The sequence below is a fragment of the Mucilaginibacter sediminis genome (assembly GCF_051903035.1).
Taxonomy (GTDB): Bacteria; Bacteroidota; Bacteroidia; order Sphingobacteriales; family Sphingobacteriaceae; genus Mucilaginibacter.
This window is the reverse complement of sequence record NZ_CP170602.1, coordinates 2,601,042-2,622,465: the sequence shown is the minus strand read 5'-3', so window position 1 is coordinate 2,622,465 and position 21,424 is coordinate 2,601,042. Positions and strand designations below refer to the sequence as shown.

Here is a 21,424-nt window from a genome sequence, read left to right as displayed (position 1 = left end):
ACATTAAAATTATGATCATGAAGAGAATTAAAAATATACACATAGCGGTCGTACTCATTTTGGTAATACTGGCAGGCTGTAAAAAATATGAGCAATTTCCGGTTGATAAGGTAGGCATTCAATATGTGTTTGATCCTAAGGATTCCTTAGGCAGTAGCGCGCAGGAATTTTTGTATGGCATTTACCCGGTAATGAAAAGCGGTCATAACCGTGTAGGCGGCGATTACCTGGATGCCGCATCTGACGATGCTATGTCATCAGCATCGGGGCCAACAAACCAGGTAACCATTTTGGGTACAGCCGCATACAACTCCTACACCATTCCTGCCGATGAAAACCTTTGGGCCTACTATTATGCAGGCATCCGCAAGGCCAATATTTTTGTGAATAACATTGGCGTAGTGCCGGTGATGGCTAAATACAAAGGCTACTCGCAAAAGTATGTTTGGAAAAGCGAGGCCCGTTTTTTAAGGGCACTGTTTTACTTTGAACTGGTAAAACGCTACGGTGGTGTGCCATTGCTTGGCGATAAAGTATTTACCATAAGCGATAATGTATCGTTACCCCGTAACTCATTTGCCGATTGCATTAAATACATTGCAAGCGAGTGTGATGCCATTAAAGATACATTACTAACCGCCCCGGTTGATAACCCGAATGCCGATGCGCACAGGGTAACCAAGGGCGCGGCGCTGGCTTTAAAAGCAAGGGTGTTGTTATACGCCGCAAGCCCCTTATTTAACGGCGGTAACATTGATGCTGCAAACCCGCTTACGGGTTATACCGATAATAGTTTGGCCCGCTGGGCAGCGGCATCGGCGGCGGCAAAGGATGTTATGAACCTGGGCGCATACTCGTTACCGAACGATTTTAAGGGTGTGTTTTTGAACCAGAATAACGGCGAAATGATCCTGATAAGGCAAACGGGTTCTGATAACGGGATTGAAACAGCCAATGCGCCGATAGGTTTCCCGGGCGCGGCTGCCAAAGGCCAAACCAGCCCAAGCCAGCAACTGGTAGATGCTTTCCCGATGAGTAACGGCCTGGCTATTACCGACCCGGCATCTGGCTACGACAGCAATAACCCATACGCTAACCGCGATCCGCGCCTTACTTATACCGTGTTTTATAATGGCGCCCGCTGGCTTAACAGCGATCTGCAGCTGTATGAGGGCGGTCAAAGCAAGCCAAATACCAGCCTGCAGCAAACTAAAACCGGCTACTACATGCGCAAATTTATGGGCAATGAAGAAAATGCGAACAGTTTCCAGGGCCACAACGCCGATTGGCTGGTGATACGCTATGCCGATGTGATATTAGGGCATGCCGAGGCTGAAAACGAAGTGAACGGCGCTACCAGCGATGTTTATAACGACATGATCAGTATTCGCAAGCGGGCAGGCATAGCAGCAGGCAGCAATGGCTTATACGGTTTAAAAGCCGGTATGACCAAAGATGAGATGCGCGATGCCATCCACAACGAACGCCGGATAGAATTTGCCTTTGAAGAGAGCCGCTACTGGGATATCCGCCGCTGGAAAACAGCCAATGTGGTTATGAACCAGCCATTGAAAGGGATGTCTATCAATAAAATAGGATCGAGCTTAACCTACAATATAGTTACAGCGCTTGACACCAAATTTAGCCAGCCGGCTATGTACCTGTACCCTATACCCTACGATGAAGTGTTAAAGAACCCGAATATGAAACAAAATCCCGGATGGTAATCCTTCAATCAATTTAACCAAATTAATTAAGCAGTTATGAGAAAATTCATACTTTTCTTTCAAATAATAATAGCCATGCTCCCGGTGGTGGTATTTGCGCAAAACAAAACCGTAACCGGTACCGTGCGCGACCTTACCGGCGCTTTGCCGGGCGCATCAGTGGTTGAAAAAGGATTGCCAACCAACGGGGTAATTACCAATGGCAACGGTAAATTTAGCCTTACACTTAAAGGGCAGTCAAACGCCATCATTGTTAAATTCATAGGTTATATACCGCAAACCTATACGTTTAAGGATGGCAACACAGCCGATATTATCCTGCAAACCAACAGCAACGGTTTAGATGAGGTTGCAGTAGTAGGGTATGGCAAAAGATCAAGGCCTACCAATACAGGCGCTGTAAGTTCCATTTCGGCGGCTGATATACGTACTGTGCCAACGGCCAACGTGCAGAATGCTTTAACCGGCAAATTGCCGGGCTTTTTCTCGCAGCAGGCATCGGGCCAGCCTGGTAAGGATGCATCTGACTTTTATATCCGTGGTGTAAGTTCATTAAACCCCGCAGGTAACCAGCCGCTAATTATTGTTGATGATATTCAGTACAGTTACGACCAGCTACAGCAGATCAACGTAAACGAAATTGAAAGTATATCGATATTAAAAGATGCCTCAACCACGGCTATTTACGGTATTAAGGGTGCCAATGGTGTATTGGTAGTAACTACCCGTCGCGGTAAAAGCGGTGCGCCCAAAGTTAATTTAAGAGTCGAGACCGGCTTGCAGGCGCCAACCAAAACGCCAACCTTTTTAAATTCATACAACTCGGCAGTGTTAATCAACGAAGCCTACGGTAACGATGGGCTCAACAAGCCATTCACGCAGGCAGATATTGACCATTTTAAGGCCGGCGACGATCCTTACGGGCACCCGGATGTTGACTGGTATAACAAGATATTCAAGAAAAATACCTACCAGGCCAATACCAACCTGGATATATCGGGCGGTAACAACGCGCTCAAGTATTTTATCTCAGGCGGTATCCTGAAACAAAATGGATTGGTGCGTGACTTTGCCGATCCGCAAAGTTTGGTAAACACCAACTATTATTTCAACAGGTATAACTTCCGCTCCAATCTCGATTTAAAAGCCAATAAAACGTTAGACCTTCGTTTGGATGTAACTACCCGTTTTTCTGACTTAAATCAGCCTTATAATGAAAACGCCGTGGGCGAGATATATAATTTTACCAAGGAGACGCCATTTACCGCACCCTACATCAACCCCAATGGTTCGTACTCTTATGCTTACTCGCCGTTTAACCCCGAGCATTTGCCAACGCTGAATGCCAGGCTGGCAACCGGCGGCTACCAGCACTCGCGCCGTACCGACTTTAACTTCCTGTTTGGCGCTACCCAGAAACTGGATGCGTTAACCGAAGGCTTATCATTAACCGGCCGGGTTGCTTACTCCAGCATTGAGCAGTTTACCAAACAGATTTTTAATGGCGGTATCCCGGCTTATCACTTTGATCCAACAACCAATCAATATGCCTTAAGGCCCGGTGCTACTTATGTGTATACACCCTACGCGCTTACCGGTAACACGGATATCAACAGCAACAACTACGATGTACAGCTATATGCCAATTACGATCATAATTTTAGCAACTCGCACCATGTAACCGGCTTGTTGTTGTTTAATCAAACATCACAAACTTACAATGCGCAGTCGCTGCTGGATGCCTCGCTGGTTGCGGTTCCGCAAAAATTCCAGGGGATATCCGGTAAGTTAGGGTACGATTATAAGCAGAAATACCTGTTGGAGTTTAATATTGCTTACAACGGTACCGATAGGTTTGCTGCCAATCACCGGTTTGGATATTTCCCGGCGATAAGCGTAGGATATAACCTGGTGAAAGAGAAGTTTTTTACTGAAAAGTTCCCGGTGTTCAGCCTGTTTAAAATAAGGGGAAGCTATGGCCTTGTTGGCTCAGATGCTGCACCAGGTAACCGCTACGTGTACAACCAGGTTTATAAACAGGGCGGTGGCTATTATTTTAACGAAAACCCGCAGGGCTACGGCACCATTTATGAAGATGCCCTGAGCAACCCCAATGTAGTTTGGGAGCGTGCCAAAAAAACCGACGTAGGTTTGGACATGAACTTGTTTAACGATAAGATCTCGGCCACTATCGACTTTTTCCACGATATCCGTTACGATCAACTGATTGTTCCGGGCAGTGTACCCGAAATTATTGGTGTGGCCTTGCCTGCGGTAAACATCGGTAAAACCCGCAACCAGGGTTTCGACGGGCAGATATCATACCACAGCACCTTAGGAAAAGTACAATACAATGTGGGCCTGGTATTTTCATACGCCAAAAACAAAATCCTGTTCCAGGATGAGGCATCGCCTGCCTATCCGTGGCTGGCTTCAACCGGCAAACCGATAGGGCAGCAGTTTGGCTACCATTACCTGGGTTATTACACGGCTAATGATATATCGGCTATTAACGCTTACCAGGCTGCTCACGGCGGATCAAACGCGGGTAACCCTATAGCCGTGCCCGATAACGGCTTGCCACTGCAACCCGGCGACCTGCGTTACCAGGATTTGAACGGTGATGGCATCATTAATGTATTTGATAAACGCGCAATTGGCAATCCTAATTTGCCTAATACCTCGCTGGGCTTGTCGCTGCAGGCCGTATACAAAGGATTCAGCATCAGTGCACTGTTTGCCGGTTCGTTTAACTATAGCTTCGCGGTGCTGGGCACCGGTATCGAGCCGTTCCAGAGCCAGTTTCAGCCCATCCACCAGGAACGCTGGACACCGGCAACCGCAGGCACCGCCAATTTCCCAAGATTAACCACCAACCCTACATCGGTTAACAGCCCTACATCTTATTTCTCGGATTACTGGCTTATCAATGCGCATTATATCCGCTTAAAAACAATTGATGTGGGTTACCAGCTGCCTACCAAATTGCTGCCATTTAAAATTAATAATGCCCGTATTTACTTAAGCGCATACAACCTGTTTACATGGACAAACTTTAAAAAATACCAACAGGATCCTGAAGTAGCCACCAATACCGCAGGCGATGCATACATTAACCAACGGGTGCTTAATATTGGTATCCAGGCCGGGTTTTAATAATGAGGGGAAAGCCATGTCGGCGAAGACTCACCCGGTCGAGGCTACGCCCGACCACCCTCTCTTCACCTGCGGTGGAAAGAGGGTCTTGAACGTTCAATATCAATATATTATATAAAAAATAAGTGATAAATTTTCAAGCCCCTCTTTCCGGCGAAGCCGAAGAGAGGGTGGCGGGCGAAGCCTCGCCGGGTGAGTCTTAGCCAGCGTTCAATCCGCTGCCATTATATTCACCTTCCCTGTCATACTAAGGTACGAAGGATCTATAAGCAGAGCATGACCGATAGAAAGGTTCGCGAATAGATTGCTTCGTTCCTCAGCATGACAGCTTTTATTTTTGAATGTAATTTCCTTCAGAATTTACTATTACCAATGATATAATGTTTGCTTATGGAATCATTTAATAATTAAATTAGTGCAATGTTTCCAACTATAGGCCACCTCATTTATTACCTGTTCGGCATTAATTTTACGTTTCCTGTTCAAACGCTGGGCTTGTTTGTGGCATTGTCCTTTTTGTTCTCGTATATTGTATTTAGCTCGGAGTTTAAGCGGTACGAAGCCTTAGGTAAAATTAAAGCGTTTACCCGTAACGTAGTGGTTGGAGAAAAGGCATCTGCTGCCGAAATCAGTATCAACTCCATTCTCGGCTTTTTATTAGGCTTCAAAGCCTTTGGGGCCATGTTTAACTATACGGTGTTCAGCGCCAATCCACAAGGCTACCTGTTGTCACTTAAAGGCAACCTGGTAATGGCCATACTCGCTGGTGCTGTGTTTGGTTTATGGGTTTATGCGGATAGGAAGGAAAAGGAGTTGGAACAGCCTAAGGCCGAAGTGCAAACGGTTCATCCTTACCAACTGATGGAGCTCATTGTTTTTTCGGTAGGATTTTTTGGCTTTATCGGCGCCAAGCTGTTTGACACGGTAGAACACTGGAGTAATTTCAGGTACGACCCCATGGGTACTTTATTCAACGTCCGCGGTTTTTCTTACTACGGGGGACTGATATTTGGCGCTTTAACTTACCTGTACATCTGCCATAAAAAAGGGATGAAGCTGGTGCATTTGGCCGATATCGGTTCGCCGGGCATGATGTTGGCTTATGGCATTGGCCGTATAGGTTGCCAGCTTGCCGGCGATGGCGACTGGGGTATTATCAATGACCATCCTAAGCCAGGTTTAATACCGGGTTGGATGTGGTCGTTCACCTATCCGCACAATGCCATTAACGCGGGCCTTCCAATACCAGATTGCGCCGGCAATTATTGCAACCAACTGTTACATGGCGTGTACCCCACACCTTTTTACGAGGCTACTATTTGCCTGCTGTTTTTTACGCTGATGTGGGTGTTCAGGAATAAGATTATCATACCTGGTTTCATGTTTTTTTTATACCTTATGCTCAACGGCGGCGAAAGGTTTTTGATCGAACTGATCCGCATTAACCCCAAATATCAAATTTTTGGGATGAACTTTACCCAGGCCGGCTATATTGGTTTATTAATGGTAGTTGGCGGCCTGGTTGGCTTTGTATGTTTAATTATAAAAACTAAAAAAACGGGGAAGCTACAACCCGTAACGTAGGTTGTAAACCCTATTAATTGAATTACTCTATGAGAAAATTTGCAGTCATCACCTTGTTTTTTTGCATTGCAGCAAATCTGCATACCATAGCACAAACCGATGGTAAAAAGGTAAATCTTACCGATATTAATTTCACTGTCGAGGCGGCCCCCGAGTGGAGCAGCCTGTTAAAGCGCGAAACCGGCTGGTTTGGAGGCGACGGGATTTATACTATCCCGTTAAACGGAGTGGAAAACAAGCAGGCGAAAGCCGGCGATAAAATCCTGTTTATTTTCAGCGATTCGATGATTGGCAAAATAGAAAACGGCACAATGGTGCCGGGCTTTAAAATGATCCATAATTCGGTGGCCGTACTCCATGGCAATCAGCCTGCCGATGCCGAAATGAAGTTTGCCTGGGATACTGATAAAGCAGGCGCTGCCGAATCCTTGTTCATTCCACACACTGCCCAAACCGCTGCCGGGGATTACTATTGGCTTGGCGATGGCTTTGTAAACCAGGAATTGAATAATGCCATTTATATTTTTGGTTACAGGGTGCGGAATGTGGGCACCGGCGCCTTCGGGTTTAGGGAGGTTGGTAACACGCTGATAAAAATTCCGGCCGGATCGCAGCCGCCGTACAAAGATCTTAAGCAAATGGATACGCCCTTTTACCTCACGGATACAAAAGGCGATATCGGGTCGTTCGGGGCCGGTATTTATGTGAATACCACAAAAGCCGGCGCACCTAAACCCGACGGTTACATTTACGTTTACGGGGTGCGCGGCATAGGCAAAAATTTGATGGTGGCCCGCGTTTTGCCCAAGGATTTTGAAAAGTTTGACAGTTGGACTTTTTACGATGGCGCCAACTGGATAAAAGATATGAACAAGGTAGCCGATGTTACCAATAGCGTATCCAATGAGCTAAGCCTTACCGCGCTGCCTGATGGCCGTTATGCCCTCATTTTCCAGGTAGGAGGGATGAGCACCAATGTGGGGATGCGGATAGGGGCGACACCCTACGGTCCCTTTGGCCCGGTAATAAAGCTATGGGATTGCAAACCCGACCTGGAAGAGAAAACCTTTGTAGTTTACAATGCCAAAGCACACCCAAGCCTATCCGCCCCCGGCGAACTGCTGATTAGCTATAACATTAACTCTGTTGATTTTATCCCCGATTTGATGAAGAAACCTAACCTATACAGGCCAAGGTTTATCAGGATGAAGATTAGTAGCAAGTAGTTAGTATCAAGTATCAAGATTTTACTGTCCCCTCGGGGTCTCTCGTAGAGGACCCTGAGGTCCCCGATCACCTCGCACAAACGCGGCTTTAAGTTTCGGACTGGACGTGTACACCGCAGGGTCCTCGTTGAGAGACCCCGCGGGGACGGAATATTATTAAGATGGCCGGAGCGTGCAATCAGGGTTAACAAAGGTTAACATAATTTTGATTTATTTTAACTTAAATATCTTGTAGTCAGTGAGTTAAGTAAAAAACATGGTTGACATGTGTTAACCATGTTTTACTGTCGCCTTAGGTTTCTCCGATGCAATTAAGTTAAGCGTTTTCAGCCCCGTAGGGGCATAACATTTGTAGATAAAAATAGAAAAATAATGCTCCGTGCCGTAGGTACGGAACTTATGTGGCGTACCTACGGCACGCAAAAATGTTAAATTACAAGTTACTACAAATGCTTTGCTCCGATGGAGCAACCTGTCAATTCCTTAACTTAATAGCATTGGAGAGACCCCGCGGGGACGGAAATCGTATTTCTATCCGTGATAAAAATTAAACAAAACAACTTTCATTCTTGCTACTTGCAACTCAAAATTATATATTCGCTAAATCAATTTAGCTAACCCAAATGAAAAAAATCTTATTGTTTGCCGGCATGATCATGCTGTGCAGTTTTCAAACTAAAAAGCCAACCAAAGTGGTGTTCTTTGGTGATTCTATTACCGAGTATGCGGTGCAGCCCAACGGCTTTATCACGCTGATTCAGCAACGCCTTAAAGCCGAAAAAAAGGAGCAGGATTATGAAGTTGCCGGGGCAGGCATTGGCGGGAATAAAATATATGATTTGTACCTCCGCTATGAAGATGATGTATTAACCAAAAATCCCGATGTGGTGGTGATTTGGGTAGGGGTGAACGATGTATGGCACAAGCGCATGTTTGGTACCGGTACCGATTGGGATAAGTTTGGCCGCTTTTATACCGCGCTCATCAAAAAACTGCAGGCAAAAAACATCAAAGTGCTTATATGCACCCCAGCCAGTGTGGGCGAGAAAACCGATTACAGCAACGAACTTGATGGCGACCTGAACAAATACTCCAACATCATCCGCGACCTGGCCAAACAAAATAATTGCGACCTTTTTGATTTCCGCACCCTGTTTCATGAATATAACGTTAAAAATAACCCCACCAACAAAGGCGAAGGCATCCTGACCAAAGATGGTGTGCACCTGAACGATGAGGGCAATAAATTTGTGGCAGATATATTTTATAAAACCTTATTCAAATAGAATAAGGTTTTTAATTAATCTTTTGCTAAATCGATTTATTAATTATATTTGCTTATCAGATGCCGATATCCATCACCGGCATAAACCACATTATATACGCCAAATGAAAATACGGTTACTTACATGCGTTCCGGCGCTTTTATGGGCCAGTGCGCTGTTTGCGCAAAACGATAACCTGGTTAAATACGTAAACACCCGGCAGGGTACCAACACCAAATACGAGTTTAGCTACGGTAACACCTACCCGGCCACCGCGCTACCCTTCGGCATGAACACCTGGACGGCCCAAACCGGTAAAAACGGCGACGGCTGGAAGTACCAGTATTTTGAGCATACCATCCGTGGTTTCCAGCAATCACACCAATGCAGTTCATGGGTTAATGATTATGCCGTGTTTTCGCTAATGCCTGTAACCGGCAATCTGGTGGTTAATGAGGATAAAAGAGCAGCAAACTTTAAGCACGAAAACGAAACTGCCCAGCCCAGCTACTACAAAGTAAAGCTGGATAACAATATCACCACCGAAATGACGCCTACCGAGCGCGGTGCGCATTTACGCTTCAGCTTCCCCAGTGGGCAGGGGGCTTACCTGGTGCTGGATGGCTACACCAAAATGAGCATGGTAAAGATAATCCCAGGCGAACGTAAGATTATAGGCTGGGTTAACAATTGCCGTTGGGCGCCGCAGGGTTTTAAAAATTATTTTGTGATCACCTTTGATAAACCCTTTGCTGCTTATGGTACCTGGGAAAATAAAAAAGACCAGCTATCGCCCAAAAACTTAACTGCCGAAGGTGATGGCGTTGGCGCTTACCTTAAATTTAAAGACGGCGAAACCGTGCAGGCCAAAGTAGCGTCGAGCTATCTCAGCCCAGAACAGGCCGAACTTACCCAGCAAACCGAATTGGGTAAATACAAAAACTTCGACGATACCCGCAAAGCGGCAGATGCGGTTTGGAACACGCTGCTTGGCCGCATGAAAATTGAAGGCGCTACCGGGGATGATAAGGCCACCTTCTATAGCTGTTTATACCATGCCAACCTTTTCTCGCACCAGTTTTTTGAGTACGGTAAAGATGGTAAGCCTTATTATTACAGTCCGTACGATGGTAAAACGCATGACGGGTATATGTATACCGATAATGGCTTTTGGGATACCTTTAGGGCGCAGTTTCCGCTGAACACCATTATTCATCCTAAAATGCAGGGGCAGTATGTGCAGGCCCTGTTAGATGCCCAGCAACAATGCGGCTGGCTGCCGGCCTGGTCGTTCCCGGCCGAAACAGGGGGGATGCTGGGCAACCATTCTATTTCCTTGTTAACGGATGCCTGGGTTAAGGGTATCCATACGTTTGATCCAAAGCAGGCACTGGCCGCTTACTACCACGAGGCTACCAACAAAGGTCCATGGGGCAGCGCAAACGGCAGGCCCGGCTGGAAGGAATATTTTGCCGATGGGTATGTGCCTTTCACGCCTCAAACCTTAGGTTCAACCGCCTGGACTTTGGAGTTTGCTTATGACGATTTTTGCGGTTACCAGTTGGCCAAACAAACAGGTAATACCTACTATGAAAATGTGTTTGGCAGGCAGATGTACAACTACAAAAACCTGTTCGACCCCAAAACACGCTTCATGCGGGCCAAAGATGCCAAAGGCAACTGGATTGAACCCTTTGACCCGATGGACTGGGGCGGCCCCTATACAGAGGGTAACGCCTGGCATTGGACCTGGTCGGTTTTCCAGGATGTGCAGGGTTTGATTAACCTGATGGGTGGCAATAAAAATTTTACTGATAAGATCGATTCCGTATTTACCGAGCCGGGTACCATTAAAGTTGGAGGCTACGGCCAGGTAATTCACGAGATGACCGAAATGGCTGCCTTTAAAATGGGCCAGTACGCTCAGGGTAACGAGCCTATTCATCACCTGTTATACCTATATAACTATGCCGGCCAGCCCTGGAAAGCACAGCAGCATTTACGCGAGGTAATGGATAAAATGTACAACGCCGGCGAAAACGGCTACCCCGGCGATGAGGATGAAGGCCAGATGTCGTCATGGTATGTGCTAAGCGCGGCGGGTATTTACAGCGTTTGCCCCGGCACCGATGAGTATGTAATTGGCAGCCCGGCCTTCAAAAAAATGACAATCACGCTGGAAGACGGTAAAAAGTTCATCATCGAGGCCAATAACAACAGCAAGCAAAACGTGTACATCCAATCGGCGACGCTCAACGGCAAGCCCTATACGCACAATTTTATTAAACACGGCGATATTATGGCCGGCGGCATCCTCCGTTTTGAAATGGGGGATAAGCCTAACATGAATCGTGGGTTGGCTGCTGAGGATAAGCCATTTTCACTGTCAAAAAGTACATCAAACTAAATAAAATGGACGTAATTATTTCGTGTTTACCCATGACATCTTTTAAAAATATCTGTCATCCTGAACGCAGTGAAGGATCTATTTTACGCCATGCTTGTTCGCCCTGACGTATATCGATTGGCGACGAAGACTCACCCGGTCGAGGCTACGCCCGACCACCCTCTCCCTTCACCTGCGGTGGAAAGAGGGGCTTGAACGCTGGATATAACAATTGAAAAGGGACGAACCAGGTAATGAATTTTCAAACCCCTCTTTCCGGCGAAGCCCAAGAGAGGGTGGCGGGCGCAGCCTCGCCGGGTGAGTCTTAGCGAGCGTTCAAAGCCAATGTTTATTTAAATATCAAACATGTCATGGGCAGGAACAAAGGATCTATCAGTTGTGCATCACCGATAGAAAAGTTCGCGAAAAGGGACGAACCAGGTAATGAATTTTCAAGCCCCTCTTTCCGGCGAAGCCGAAGAGAGGGTGGCCCTCGATGCATCGGGACCGGGTGAGTCTTAGCGAGCGTTCAAAGCCAATTTTTATGTAAATATTAAACATGTGATGGGCAGGAACAAAGGATCTATCAGTTGTGCATCGCCGATAGAAAAGTTCGCGAATAGATACTCCGTTCTTCAGGATGACAGTCTTTTATTTTTGAATGTCATTTCCACTTTCACCGTCAACTGATTTTAAAACCCGCAATAACGTTTCTTTTTATTTTCAAACTAAATATCACCTCTCAATGCCATTTAATTTTCCCCCATTTTTAAAGCGATCAATGTTCATGATCTGTGTTGCTGCCTGTACCGGGGCATCGGCGCAGGATATCGTTTACCTCGGTAGCGCCAACCCGCAAACCAGCTGGAAAGTAAAAGCGCAGGCCGAAGTAGGCACCGATAGCGCTAATATGTACAAACCCGGTTACGATGCAGGCAGTTGGGTTAAAGGTGTGGTACCGGGTACCGTTTTTAATGCCTACGTGGTAGCCGGGCTGGAAAAAGACCCCAACTTTGGCGATAATATTTATAAGGTTGATAAGGCTAAATACGACCGCAACTTTTGGTATCGTACGGAGTTTAAGATCCCGGAAAATTATACCAAAGAAAAAATCTGGCTAAACTTTAAAGGCATCAATCGCAAAGCCGAGATTTATCTCAATGGCAAACAAATTGGTGTTTTGGATGGCTTTATGCAGCGCGGCAATTTTGATGTTACGGGTTTAGTGAGCAAAAATAGCTCAAACGTTTTAGCCGTATTGGTGTACTGCCCGGTTAACCCATTGGTTAATTATGCAAGCCCAACCTATAGTCCATCAGCCAGTTGGGATTGGATGCCTTACGTACCGGGATTAAATTCGGGCATAACCGATAAGGTATACCTGAGCAATACGGGCGGCATTACTTTACATGATCCCTGGATCCGCACCGAATTGCCAACCAATGCAAGGGCCGATGTCTCGATAGCGGTGAGTGTAAAAAACAGCACATCTAAATTTCAAACCGGGGTGTTAACAGGCACTATTCAGCCGGGCAATATCGAGTTTTCGCAAAAGGTGTTTGTGGGGGCCAACACCACCTCAGAAATTAAACTGGATAAAAAACGCTTTGAGCAGTTAGCCATCAACAGCCCCAAACTATGGTGGCCAAACGGCTACGGCGAACCCAATTTATACACCTGTAAGCTAAGCCTTAAACTGGGCGATGAGGTATCTGATAGCCAAACCATCAAATTCGGCATCAAAAAATACAGTTACGATACCGTTGGCAATGTACTGCATGTTTTTGTGAACGGAACCAAAGTGTTTTTAAAAGGCGGCAATTGGGGCATGGCCGAATACATGCTGCGCTGCCGCGGCAACGAGTACGATACCAAGCTTAAACTACACCGGGAAATGAATTTCAACATCGTACGTAACTGGATAGGATCGACCACCGATGATGAATTTTATGTTGCCTGCGATAAATACGGCATGATGATCTGGGACGATTTTTGGCTCAACTCTATCCCCAACCTGCCCAATGATGTCAATAATTTTAACGTTAACGCGATAGAGAAAATCAAACGTTTCCGCAATCACCCATCTATTGCCATTTGGTGCGGCGATAACGAAGGTACTCCCATGCCGCCATTAAACGGCTGGCTGGCCGAAGATATCAGCAATTACGACGGGGGGGACAGGCGTTATCAACCCAACTCGCACGCCGGCAGTTTAACCGGCAGCGGCCCCTGGACAAACTTTGACCCCCGCTGGTATTTCAGCCGGTTTCCAAATGGTTTTGGGGGATCGCCGGGCTGGGGCTTGCGCAGCGAGATTGGTACAGCTGTTTTTACCAATTACGATAGCTTTAAAAAATTTATACCGAAAGATAAACTATGGCCCCGTAACGAAATGTGGAACCTGCATTTCTTTGGCCCATCGGCAGGTAATGCCGGTCCGGACAGGTATGATGACGGTATTAACAAGCGCTATGGCACAGCAACAGGTATCCAGGATTATTGCCGCAAGGCGCAGCTGCTCAACATCGAAACGAATAAGGCCATGTACGAGGGCTGGGAAGATAACATGTGGGAAGATGCATCGGGCATCATGACCTGGATGAGCCAATCAGCCTACCCATCGCTGGTATGGCAAACTTATGATTATTATTACGACCTCACAGGGTCCTACTGGGGCGCTAAAAAAGCCTGTGAACCGTTGCACATTCAATGGAACCCGGTAAACAATTCAGTTAAGGTAATTAACACCACCGGCAGTAATGTGAGCGACCTGACAGCCGAAGTGGCGGTTTACAACACCGACGGTAAACCTGTAAGCGATTATCATCAAACCAAACAGTTAGATGCCATTGCCAACGCGGCGGTAAATTGCTTTACCATTAACTTTAAAGAAGAACACAACAATTTAGCCCTGAACAAACCTACAGTAGCATCATCGTTTGAAAACATGGAGGCTGCTTTGGCAACCGACGGCAATAGCGGCAGCCGCTGGGCCAGCAGGCAAAACGATAATGAGTGGATTTATGTTGACCTGGGTAGCGAGCAGGTAGTGAACGGCGTAAAACTAAACTGGGAAGAAGCTTACGGCAAAGCCTTTAAAATCCAGGTATCCAACGATGCCAAACAATGGCGCGATGTATATGATACTGAAGATGGACATACCGGCATACAGCAGCTTACTTTCGACGAAACCAAGGCCCGCTATGTTAAAATGCAGGGCATACACCGCGGCTCGGGCTGGGGCTACTCGCTGTGGGATTTTGAAGTGTATGGCGGCGAGCCTAAAAGCAACGGCTTAAGCGAGGTGCATTTTATCAAACTAAAACTAACCGATAAAGCAGGCAAACTGGTATCAGATAACTTTTACTGGCGGGGCAACAAGCGTACCGATTTTACCGCGCTCAACAGCCTGCCCAAAGTAAACCTGAAAGTAACCTCGAAAATAACCAGGGCCGATGGTAAATACTATATCAATGCCACCATTACCAACCCGGCATTATCCCCGGCGGCGGCGTTTGCTATACGGGCACAGGCAGTGAGGAAAAGCAACGGTGAACAGTTATTACCTGCCTTGATGAATGATAATTATTTTAGTTTGATGCGGGGCGAGTCGAAAAGTATTAAAATAGAGTTTGATGCCGATGTATTGGGTAAGGATAACCCGGTATTATTGGTACAGCCTTATAACGATCCGATTAAAGCGGAGTAAATGTCAATTTCAGGAAAAAATAAGATTTAAAATAAATCGATTTACTGCTGTGGAATTTAAAACATTTCGATTAATTTGAGGCCGCCAATTGAAAAACTGATTAAACCCATATAATGAGCAACACCGCTAAATTTACCGAACGCAAGTATCTTGTAGTTTTAATATTCGTAACCTCGCTATTTTTGATGTGGGGCATATCCATGACGCTTGGCGATACACTGAATAAGCACTTTCAGAACGTATTGCATATCTCCAAATCGCGGTCGGCTTATGTACAGTTATCCTTATTTGGGGCATACTTTGTAATGGGTGTACCTGCCGGTTTATTTATGAAAAGGTTTGGCTATAAAAATGGGGTTTTAATGGGGTTAACACTTTACGCAGCTGGAGCTTTCCTGTTTGTACCAGCGGCCAATACCGAATCGTTTACCTTTTTCAGAATAGCCTTGTTCGTGTTGGCCTGCGGTATGGCTACTTTAGAAACTGTAGCGCACCCCTTTGTAGCGGCCCTTGGCGACCAGCGCACAAGCGACCAGCGGATCAACTTTGCTCAGGCGTTTAATGGGGTAGGTGGGGTGGTTGGTCCTTTTGTTGGCAGTGTTTTGATACTTCAGAAAGGCATGGAACACTCTAATGATCTTGTATCGGTAAAACATCTTTATATTATTATAGGCTGTGTTGTGGCCTCAGTTGCCTTTCTTTTCTCTTTTATCAAAATACCGCCTATAACAGACCCGCATGTTATTGCCGATGATGCTTATGCTGTTGCCGGGGCCGAGGAAGCGGACGTTAAATTGTTCAAACAAAAACATTTTCTTTTTGCTGTGATAGCGCAGTTGTTCAACGTTGCGGCACAGGGTGGTACGTGGGCGTTTTTTATCAACTACGGTGCCGAAGTAATGCATTTTTCGGATTCAAAGTCTGCATTGTTTTTCTCGGGGAGTATGGTAATGATGATGATTGGTCGCTTTGCTGGTACTGCCTTAATGCGCTTTATTAAACCTTACAAGCTTTTAGCGATATTTGCTGCTTGTAATGTTATCATGTGTATTATCGTGGCGCAGGGTTTTGGCTGGCCGTCGTTCATCGCGTTATTGTTTATCAATTTCTTTTTTAGCATTATGTTCCCAACTATATTTAGTTTGGGATTAAAAGATCTGGGTCCTAAAACACAGCAAGGATCATCATTTATAGTAATGGGCGTTGTTGGCGGTGGCTTATTCCCGTTGGCGATGGGCCTTATCGCCAACCATAACGTGGCTACTGCCTATTATTTGCCTATTATTTGCTACCTTGTTATATTTGCATTTGGTTTTAGCTATCCGCGGTTAAACAAAAAATCGGCATAGCTGTCGCGTCTTTTTATAACAGCCCATCAAATTGCGTTCAGTTAATCGATTTACTGCCAAAATAAATCGATTAACTTTTGGCCATACTTATATAATTTGATATATTCCCCTATATTTGAAATAACTAATATAAACGGGTGAAAAAGAAATTATCTATCGTTGATATCGCGAACGCGTTAAACGTATCAAAAACTACGATATCATTTATTTTAAACGGCCGGGCCCAGGAAAAACGCATAGGTGCCGACCTGGTTGAAAAGGTGATGAAATATGTAGCCGAAGTAGGTTACAAGCCAAATTCGCTGGCCAAAAGTTTGCGGACCGGCAAATCAAACACCATCGGATTAATGGTGGAAGATATCTCTAACCCCTTCTTCGCCAGTATTGCGCGCCTGATTGAAGACCGTGCTTACAAAAACGGCTACAAAATTATTTATTGCAGCACGGATAACGATACCAGCAAAACCCGCGACCTGATAGCCATGTTTCGCGACAGGCATGTAGATGGTTACATCATGGCCCCGCCTGAGGGGATAGAAGAAGATATTGAATCGCTGATAAAAGATGGGATGCCCGTGGTTCTGTTCGACAGGCACCTGCCCGGCGTTAAAACTGATTTTATTGAGGTTGATAATCTTTTCAGCACCTATAACGCTACCAAACATTTAAAGGAGCAAGGCTTCAAGAACATAGCGTTTGTGACCTTTGCATCGCACCAAACTCAAATGATGGATAGGGTAAAAGGTTACCAGGATGCCATGAAAAGCGACGGACTGAAGCCCACCATCGTGAAAGAGGTTGTTTTTAACCAGGATGAGGAGCAGATCATGGCCCCGCTTCGCGATTTTTTTAAAGGAAATCCCGATGTAGATGCCATCCTTTTTGGTACCAACCACATCGGTACCTGCGGACTGAAGGTAATGCATGAAATGGGCCTTAAAGTCCCTGCGGATGTAGCTGTTATCTCCTTTGACGATTATGATGTTTTCAAACTCCACTCGCCGCCCATAACAGCGATAGCACAACCCGTTGAGGAAATAGCCGATAACGTAATTAGTGTTTTACTGGAGAGGCTCAATAGCAATGCGGCGCCTGATAAAGCGCAATCTATTATTTTAAAAACCGATCTGAAGATCAGGAACTCGTCGCTAAAAAACGCCGTCTGAATTTTATCGTCCCATCAACACAAAGGCTTTAAATGAAATCCTTTGTGTTGGTTTTGCCCCTGATTTAAATCTGCGCCTGGCATATTACTTTGGATAGCAGGCCGTGGTTTTCAAGTAAAAAATATAAATTTATGCTAAAACGATTTATTTTGCTTTTTATACAGTAAATGTATATTATTGCTCAACCAATCAGACAGCCATAATGAAAATTTTCTTTGTTACAATAATACTCGCGCTTGGCTTATTCCCGGCAAAGTACGCCGGTGCTCAATCGTCAGTTAATAATGTCGCCCCAAGGCAATGGAATGCGGCTTGGATAGCTTTGCCTGGCGACAACGGCCTGAACTATGGTATTTACTACTTTCGTAAAAACATTGATATTGCCGGTAAGCCTGCAACTTTCATCGTGCATATATCGGCAGATAACCGTTATAAATTGTATGTCAATAGTAAGCTGGTATCATTGGGGCCGGCACGGGGCGATACCTATTATTGGAATTATGAAACTGTTGATTTGGCACCGTACCTATCTGTAGGGAAAAACACCATAGCTGCGCTTGTTTGGAATGAGGCCCAATACAGCCCCGCGGCCCAAATCAGCGTACGCACAGGTTTTATTTTACAGGGTAATTCGGCAAAGGAAGATATATTAAACACCAACAATACCTGGAAGTGCATCCGTGATATGGGGCATCAGCCAGTACCGGGGTATTTTTTTGCTGCCAGCAGGGGAGAGATGGTAGATATGCGGCAGGCCGTAAAAGGCGACTGGACGGCCACCGGTTACGATGACAGCGCCTGGTTTGCCGCCGGTAAAGTGGCCGACGGAAAGCTAAAAGGCACAGCCTGGGGCATAGAATGGGCCTTGGTGCCATCGTCGCTGCCCCCAAGGGAGATGACCTACCAGCGGCTTGTTCAATTACGCAGAGCGGATGGTGTAACCGTTGCGCCCGGCTTTCCGGAAAAAAAGACTCCGTTAACTATTCCCGCAAACACTACGGCTACGCTGGTACTCGATCAAACTTTTGAAACAAATGCCTATGTAACCTTAAATTTTAGCGGCGGCAAGGATGCAGGCATATCACTTGGTTACGCCGAATCGCTTTATGCAAAAGGCAGCAAGGGCGTTATTAAAGGTAACCGTAATGATGTGGAGGGCAAGGAGTTTGTAGCCAGGATAGACAGCCTGGTTGGCGATGGCAGCCAGGGGCAATCATTCACAACGCTGAATTTTCGCACGTATCGTTATATAAGGCTCATTGTACAAACTAAAAACGACCCGCTGGTAGTTGATGACCTGTATGGCACTTTCACGGGTTATCCTTTTAAACGGGCATCGGTATTGAATACAGATAATACCGAAATGAAGCAGATGCTGGATATTGGCTGGCGCACCGTAAGGCTTAATGCCTGGGAAACTTATACAGACTGCCCATATTACGAGCAACTGCAATACATTGGCGACACGCGCATACAGGCCATGATATCGTACTACAATACCAGCGATAACCGGCTGGCACGCAACGCCCTTAACCAGATGGACCACTCGCGCTTACCCGAAGGCGTAACTGCCAGTTGCTATCCATCAAGAGGTACGCAGGTTATTTCACCATTCTCGTTATGGTACATATGCATGCTGCATGATTACTGGATGTACCGTGGCGATAACAACTTTATCAAAAATAAACTGCTGGGTGAAAGGGGCGTGCTTGATTTTTTTAGTAAATACCAGCAGGCCGATGGCTCGTTAAAAGACACCCCTTACTGGGCCTTTGTTGACTGGGCCGGTAACATGTGGGGCGAGGTGAAAGGCAAAGATGGCAGCGCCGCCATTTATGACCTGCAACTACTATGGGCATACCAATGGGCGGCAGAAATGGAAGCAAAAATAGGTTTGCATGATTATGCTGTTTTATACAATAAAAAAGCCGCCCAGCTAAAGGCTACCATACAGCGTAAATACTGGGATGCCGGCAGAAAATTATATGCCGATACAAAGGAACGAAAAGGCTTCTCGCAGCATGTTAACGCCTTGGCCATACTTACCGGCACGGTGAGCAATGCCTACATGCCTGCGGTGGCCAGGGGGATGCTTAAGGATACCAGTTTGACCCAATGCTCGGTTTACTTTAAATATTACCTAAACCAGGCGCTGGTAAAGGCCGGCTTGGGTAACGATTATATGAACTGGCTGGGTATTTACCGGCAAAATATAGCCATGGGCCTTACTACCTGGGCCGAGTACTCTGATGTTAATACTACCCGCTCAGATTGTCATGCCTGGGGAGCAAGCCCCAACATCGAATTTTTCAGGACGATTTTAGGTATTGATAGCTACGCGCCGGGTTTCGCCAAAATAAAAATAGAACCTCATTTAGGCCTTTTGAAGGATATCAGCGGCGAAATTCCCCATCCAAACGGGAAGGTTTTTGCCGGCTATAAATTTGAAAACGGCCGCTGGCAAATAAATGTCAATTTACCGCATACAACTACCGGCATATTGGTGTGGAAGGCCAAACAATATATGTTAAAAGCGGGCAACAATTCTTTTGTTATTTAACTGATGGTGAGAAGAGGCCTCATATTTTGAGGCTCTTCTTATTCAAATATTTGCAGTACGCTCCCGCGTACTTAGTTGCTTTTTATATTGCAAGCTTTAATTTCCGGCATCCCACTATAGCCGTGTTCTTCTGCCGTCCGGGCATCCTTTTGATGGGCCGGGTGCGAATTTTCGCCCCCGATAAATTATTTGCAGCTTTTTGATCAGGTAACTAAGGGTATATGCCTGTTTAATGTACTCCCCTATAAATAAGGCAAATCACAAATCCATAAAATTTACAGTTAACCCATGAAAAAAAACTTTACTAAACTTTCTTTGGCCATTATGGTGCTTACGGTACTTTTAAATTCCTGCTCAAAAGTTGCAGATAATTACGATTATAAAAAGATGGCTACCTCGATAGAATTACCTATTGCCGCCCATGCCGGTCCTGCGTCATTCGAAAACGGTGGTTTTAAATATAATATTTCGCAGTTTATCAGTTCAACACCGCAGCCCCTGGCTACTACTGTGCTGGTATCAGCAGTAAAGCCTTTAACGAGCGCGGTAACAGTTACTATGGCGGTTGATAACTCGGTTGTAACACAGCTAAATGCCTTACACAGGTCGCTTTATACTGCCGATAGTACCGCGGCTGTAGCAAATGCCGGCAGCCTTCCCGATCCGTCTGAATCAAAATACGATATTTACGTACCGCTGCCAGCAGCCGACTTTACCATACCCAGTAACACGGTTAACATCCCGGCGGGGCAACTGACGGCCAGTTATGTAATTAATGTAACCACCGCAAACCTGGTGCTTGGCACAAAATACATGTTGCCTGTGGCCATAAAAGATGCCCAGGGTCATGCTATTAACTATTATAAAGCGGTATATTATATTATTAGTGTAGCCAGCAAATACCAGGGCGATTATACAGCTAACGGCTCAATTGCATTCCCCAACCCGGCCAGCGACAGAACATGGAGCGCACGTGCCAAATCATTAACTACCATTGATGGCAATACCGTACGTTGCGAGGCTGCCGATTTGGGCGGCAGTAATTACTTTATGAATTTGAAAGTAAACAGCGATAATACAGTTACAGTAACATCTGCAGCCGGTGCGGCAAATCAAACCATCCAAAATAACGGCGTTTGCGTTTATGACCCGGCCACCAAAACGTTTACCTTAAACTATAAATATGTTGGCGGGACCGGCGACAGGCGCATTGCCGAAACCATTGCATTAAATTAAACCAGTTAATAATAAGTTAATAGGCTGCCTTGTGGTTTACAAGGCGGCTTTTTTACTTTA

General features: G+C 45.8%; 11 protein-coding genes. All 11 read left to right on the top strand.

From position 1 onward, the window contains the following. Window positions 1-17 precede the first annotated feature (17 nt). The 11 genes from ACFGVS_RS10215 to ACFGVS_RS10165 all read left to right on the top strand — a co-directional run bounded on the left by ACFGVS_RS10215 (window position 18) and on the right by ACFGVS_RS10165 (window position 21,364). Complete coding sequence (locus ACFGVS_RS10215; protein WP_439698528.1) at window positions 18-1,727, top strand: RagB/SusD family nutrient uptake outer membrane protein; 1,710 nt, start codon at window positions 18-20, stop codon at window positions 1,725-1,727. Between the two features lie 36 nt (window positions 1,728-1,763). Then, window positions 1,764-4,883, top strand: a complete 3,120-nt coding sequence (locus tag ACFGVS_RS10210) for a SusC/RagA family TonB-linked outer membrane protein (RefSeq protein WP_274212543.1) — start codon at window positions 1,764-1,766, stop codon at window positions 4,881-4,883. Window positions 4,884-5,303: 420 nt separating this feature from the next. Beyond that, complete coding sequence (locus tag ACFGVS_RS10205) at window positions 5,304-6,467, top strand: prolipoprotein diacylglyceryl transferase (RefSeq protein ID WP_439698527.1); 1,164 nt, start codon at window positions 5,304-5,306, stop codon at window positions 6,465-6,467. Between the two features lie 29 nt (window positions 6,468-6,496). Next, window positions 6,497-7,693, top strand: coding sequence for a DUF4185 domain-containing protein (locus tag ACFGVS_RS10200; protein ID WP_439698526.1), 1,197 nt, complete (start codon window positions 6,497-6,499; stop codon window positions 7,691-7,693). A gap of 623 nt (window positions 7,694-8,316) precedes the next feature. Beyond that, the gene (locus tag ACFGVS_RS10195; RefSeq protein ID WP_439698525.1) at window positions 8,317-8,979 is read left to right on the top strand and encodes an SGNH/GDSL hydrolase family protein; all 663 of its coding nucleotides are present in this window, start codon (window positions 8,317-8,319) and stop codon (window positions 8,977-8,979) included. Window positions 8,980-9,082: 103 nt separating this feature from the next. Further along, the gene (locus tag ACFGVS_RS10190) at window positions 9,083-11,365 is read left to right on the top strand and encodes a GH92 family glycosyl hydrolase (RefSeq protein WP_439698524.1); all 2,283 of its coding nucleotides are present in this window, start codon (window positions 9,083-9,085) and stop codon (window positions 11,363-11,365) included. Between the two features lie 760 nt (window positions 11,366-12,125). Continuing rightward, window positions 12,126-15,053 carry a discoidin domain-containing protein gene (locus tag ACFGVS_RS10185; RefSeq protein WP_439698523.1) on the top strand — a complete coding sequence of 976 codons (2,928 nt, stop codon included), beginning with the start codon at window positions 12,126-12,128 and terminating at the stop codon, window positions 15,051-15,053. A 113-nt stretch (window positions 15,054-15,166) separates the two neighbouring features. Beyond that, on the top strand, window positions 15,167-16,402 hold the full coding sequence (gene fucP, locus ACFGVS_RS10180) for an L-fucose:H+ symporter permease (protein ID WP_439698522.1): 1,236 nt from the start codon (window positions 15,167-15,169) through the stop codon (window positions 16,400-16,402). Window positions 16,403-16,539: 137 nt separating this feature from the next. Then, window positions 16,540-17,568, top strand: a complete 1,029-nt coding sequence (locus tag ACFGVS_RS10175; RefSeq protein ID WP_439698521.1) for a LacI family DNA-binding transcriptional regulator — start codon at window positions 16,540-16,542, stop codon at window positions 17,566-17,568. Window positions 17,569-17,770: 202 nt separating this feature from the next. Further along, window positions 17,771-20,128, top strand: a complete 2,358-nt coding sequence (locus ACFGVS_RS10170) for an alpha-L-rhamnosidase-related protein (protein ID WP_439698520.1) — start codon at window positions 17,771-17,773, stop codon at window positions 20,126-20,128. A 288-nt stretch (window positions 20,129-20,416) separates the two neighbouring features. Next, window positions 20,417-21,364 carry a BT_3987 domain-containing protein gene (locus ACFGVS_RS10165; RefSeq protein ID WP_439698519.1) on the top strand — a complete coding sequence of 316 codons (948 nt, stop codon included), beginning with the start codon at window positions 20,417-20,419 and terminating at the stop codon, window positions 21,362-21,364. The last annotated feature ends 60 nt before the right edge of the window (window positions 21,365-21,424 follow it).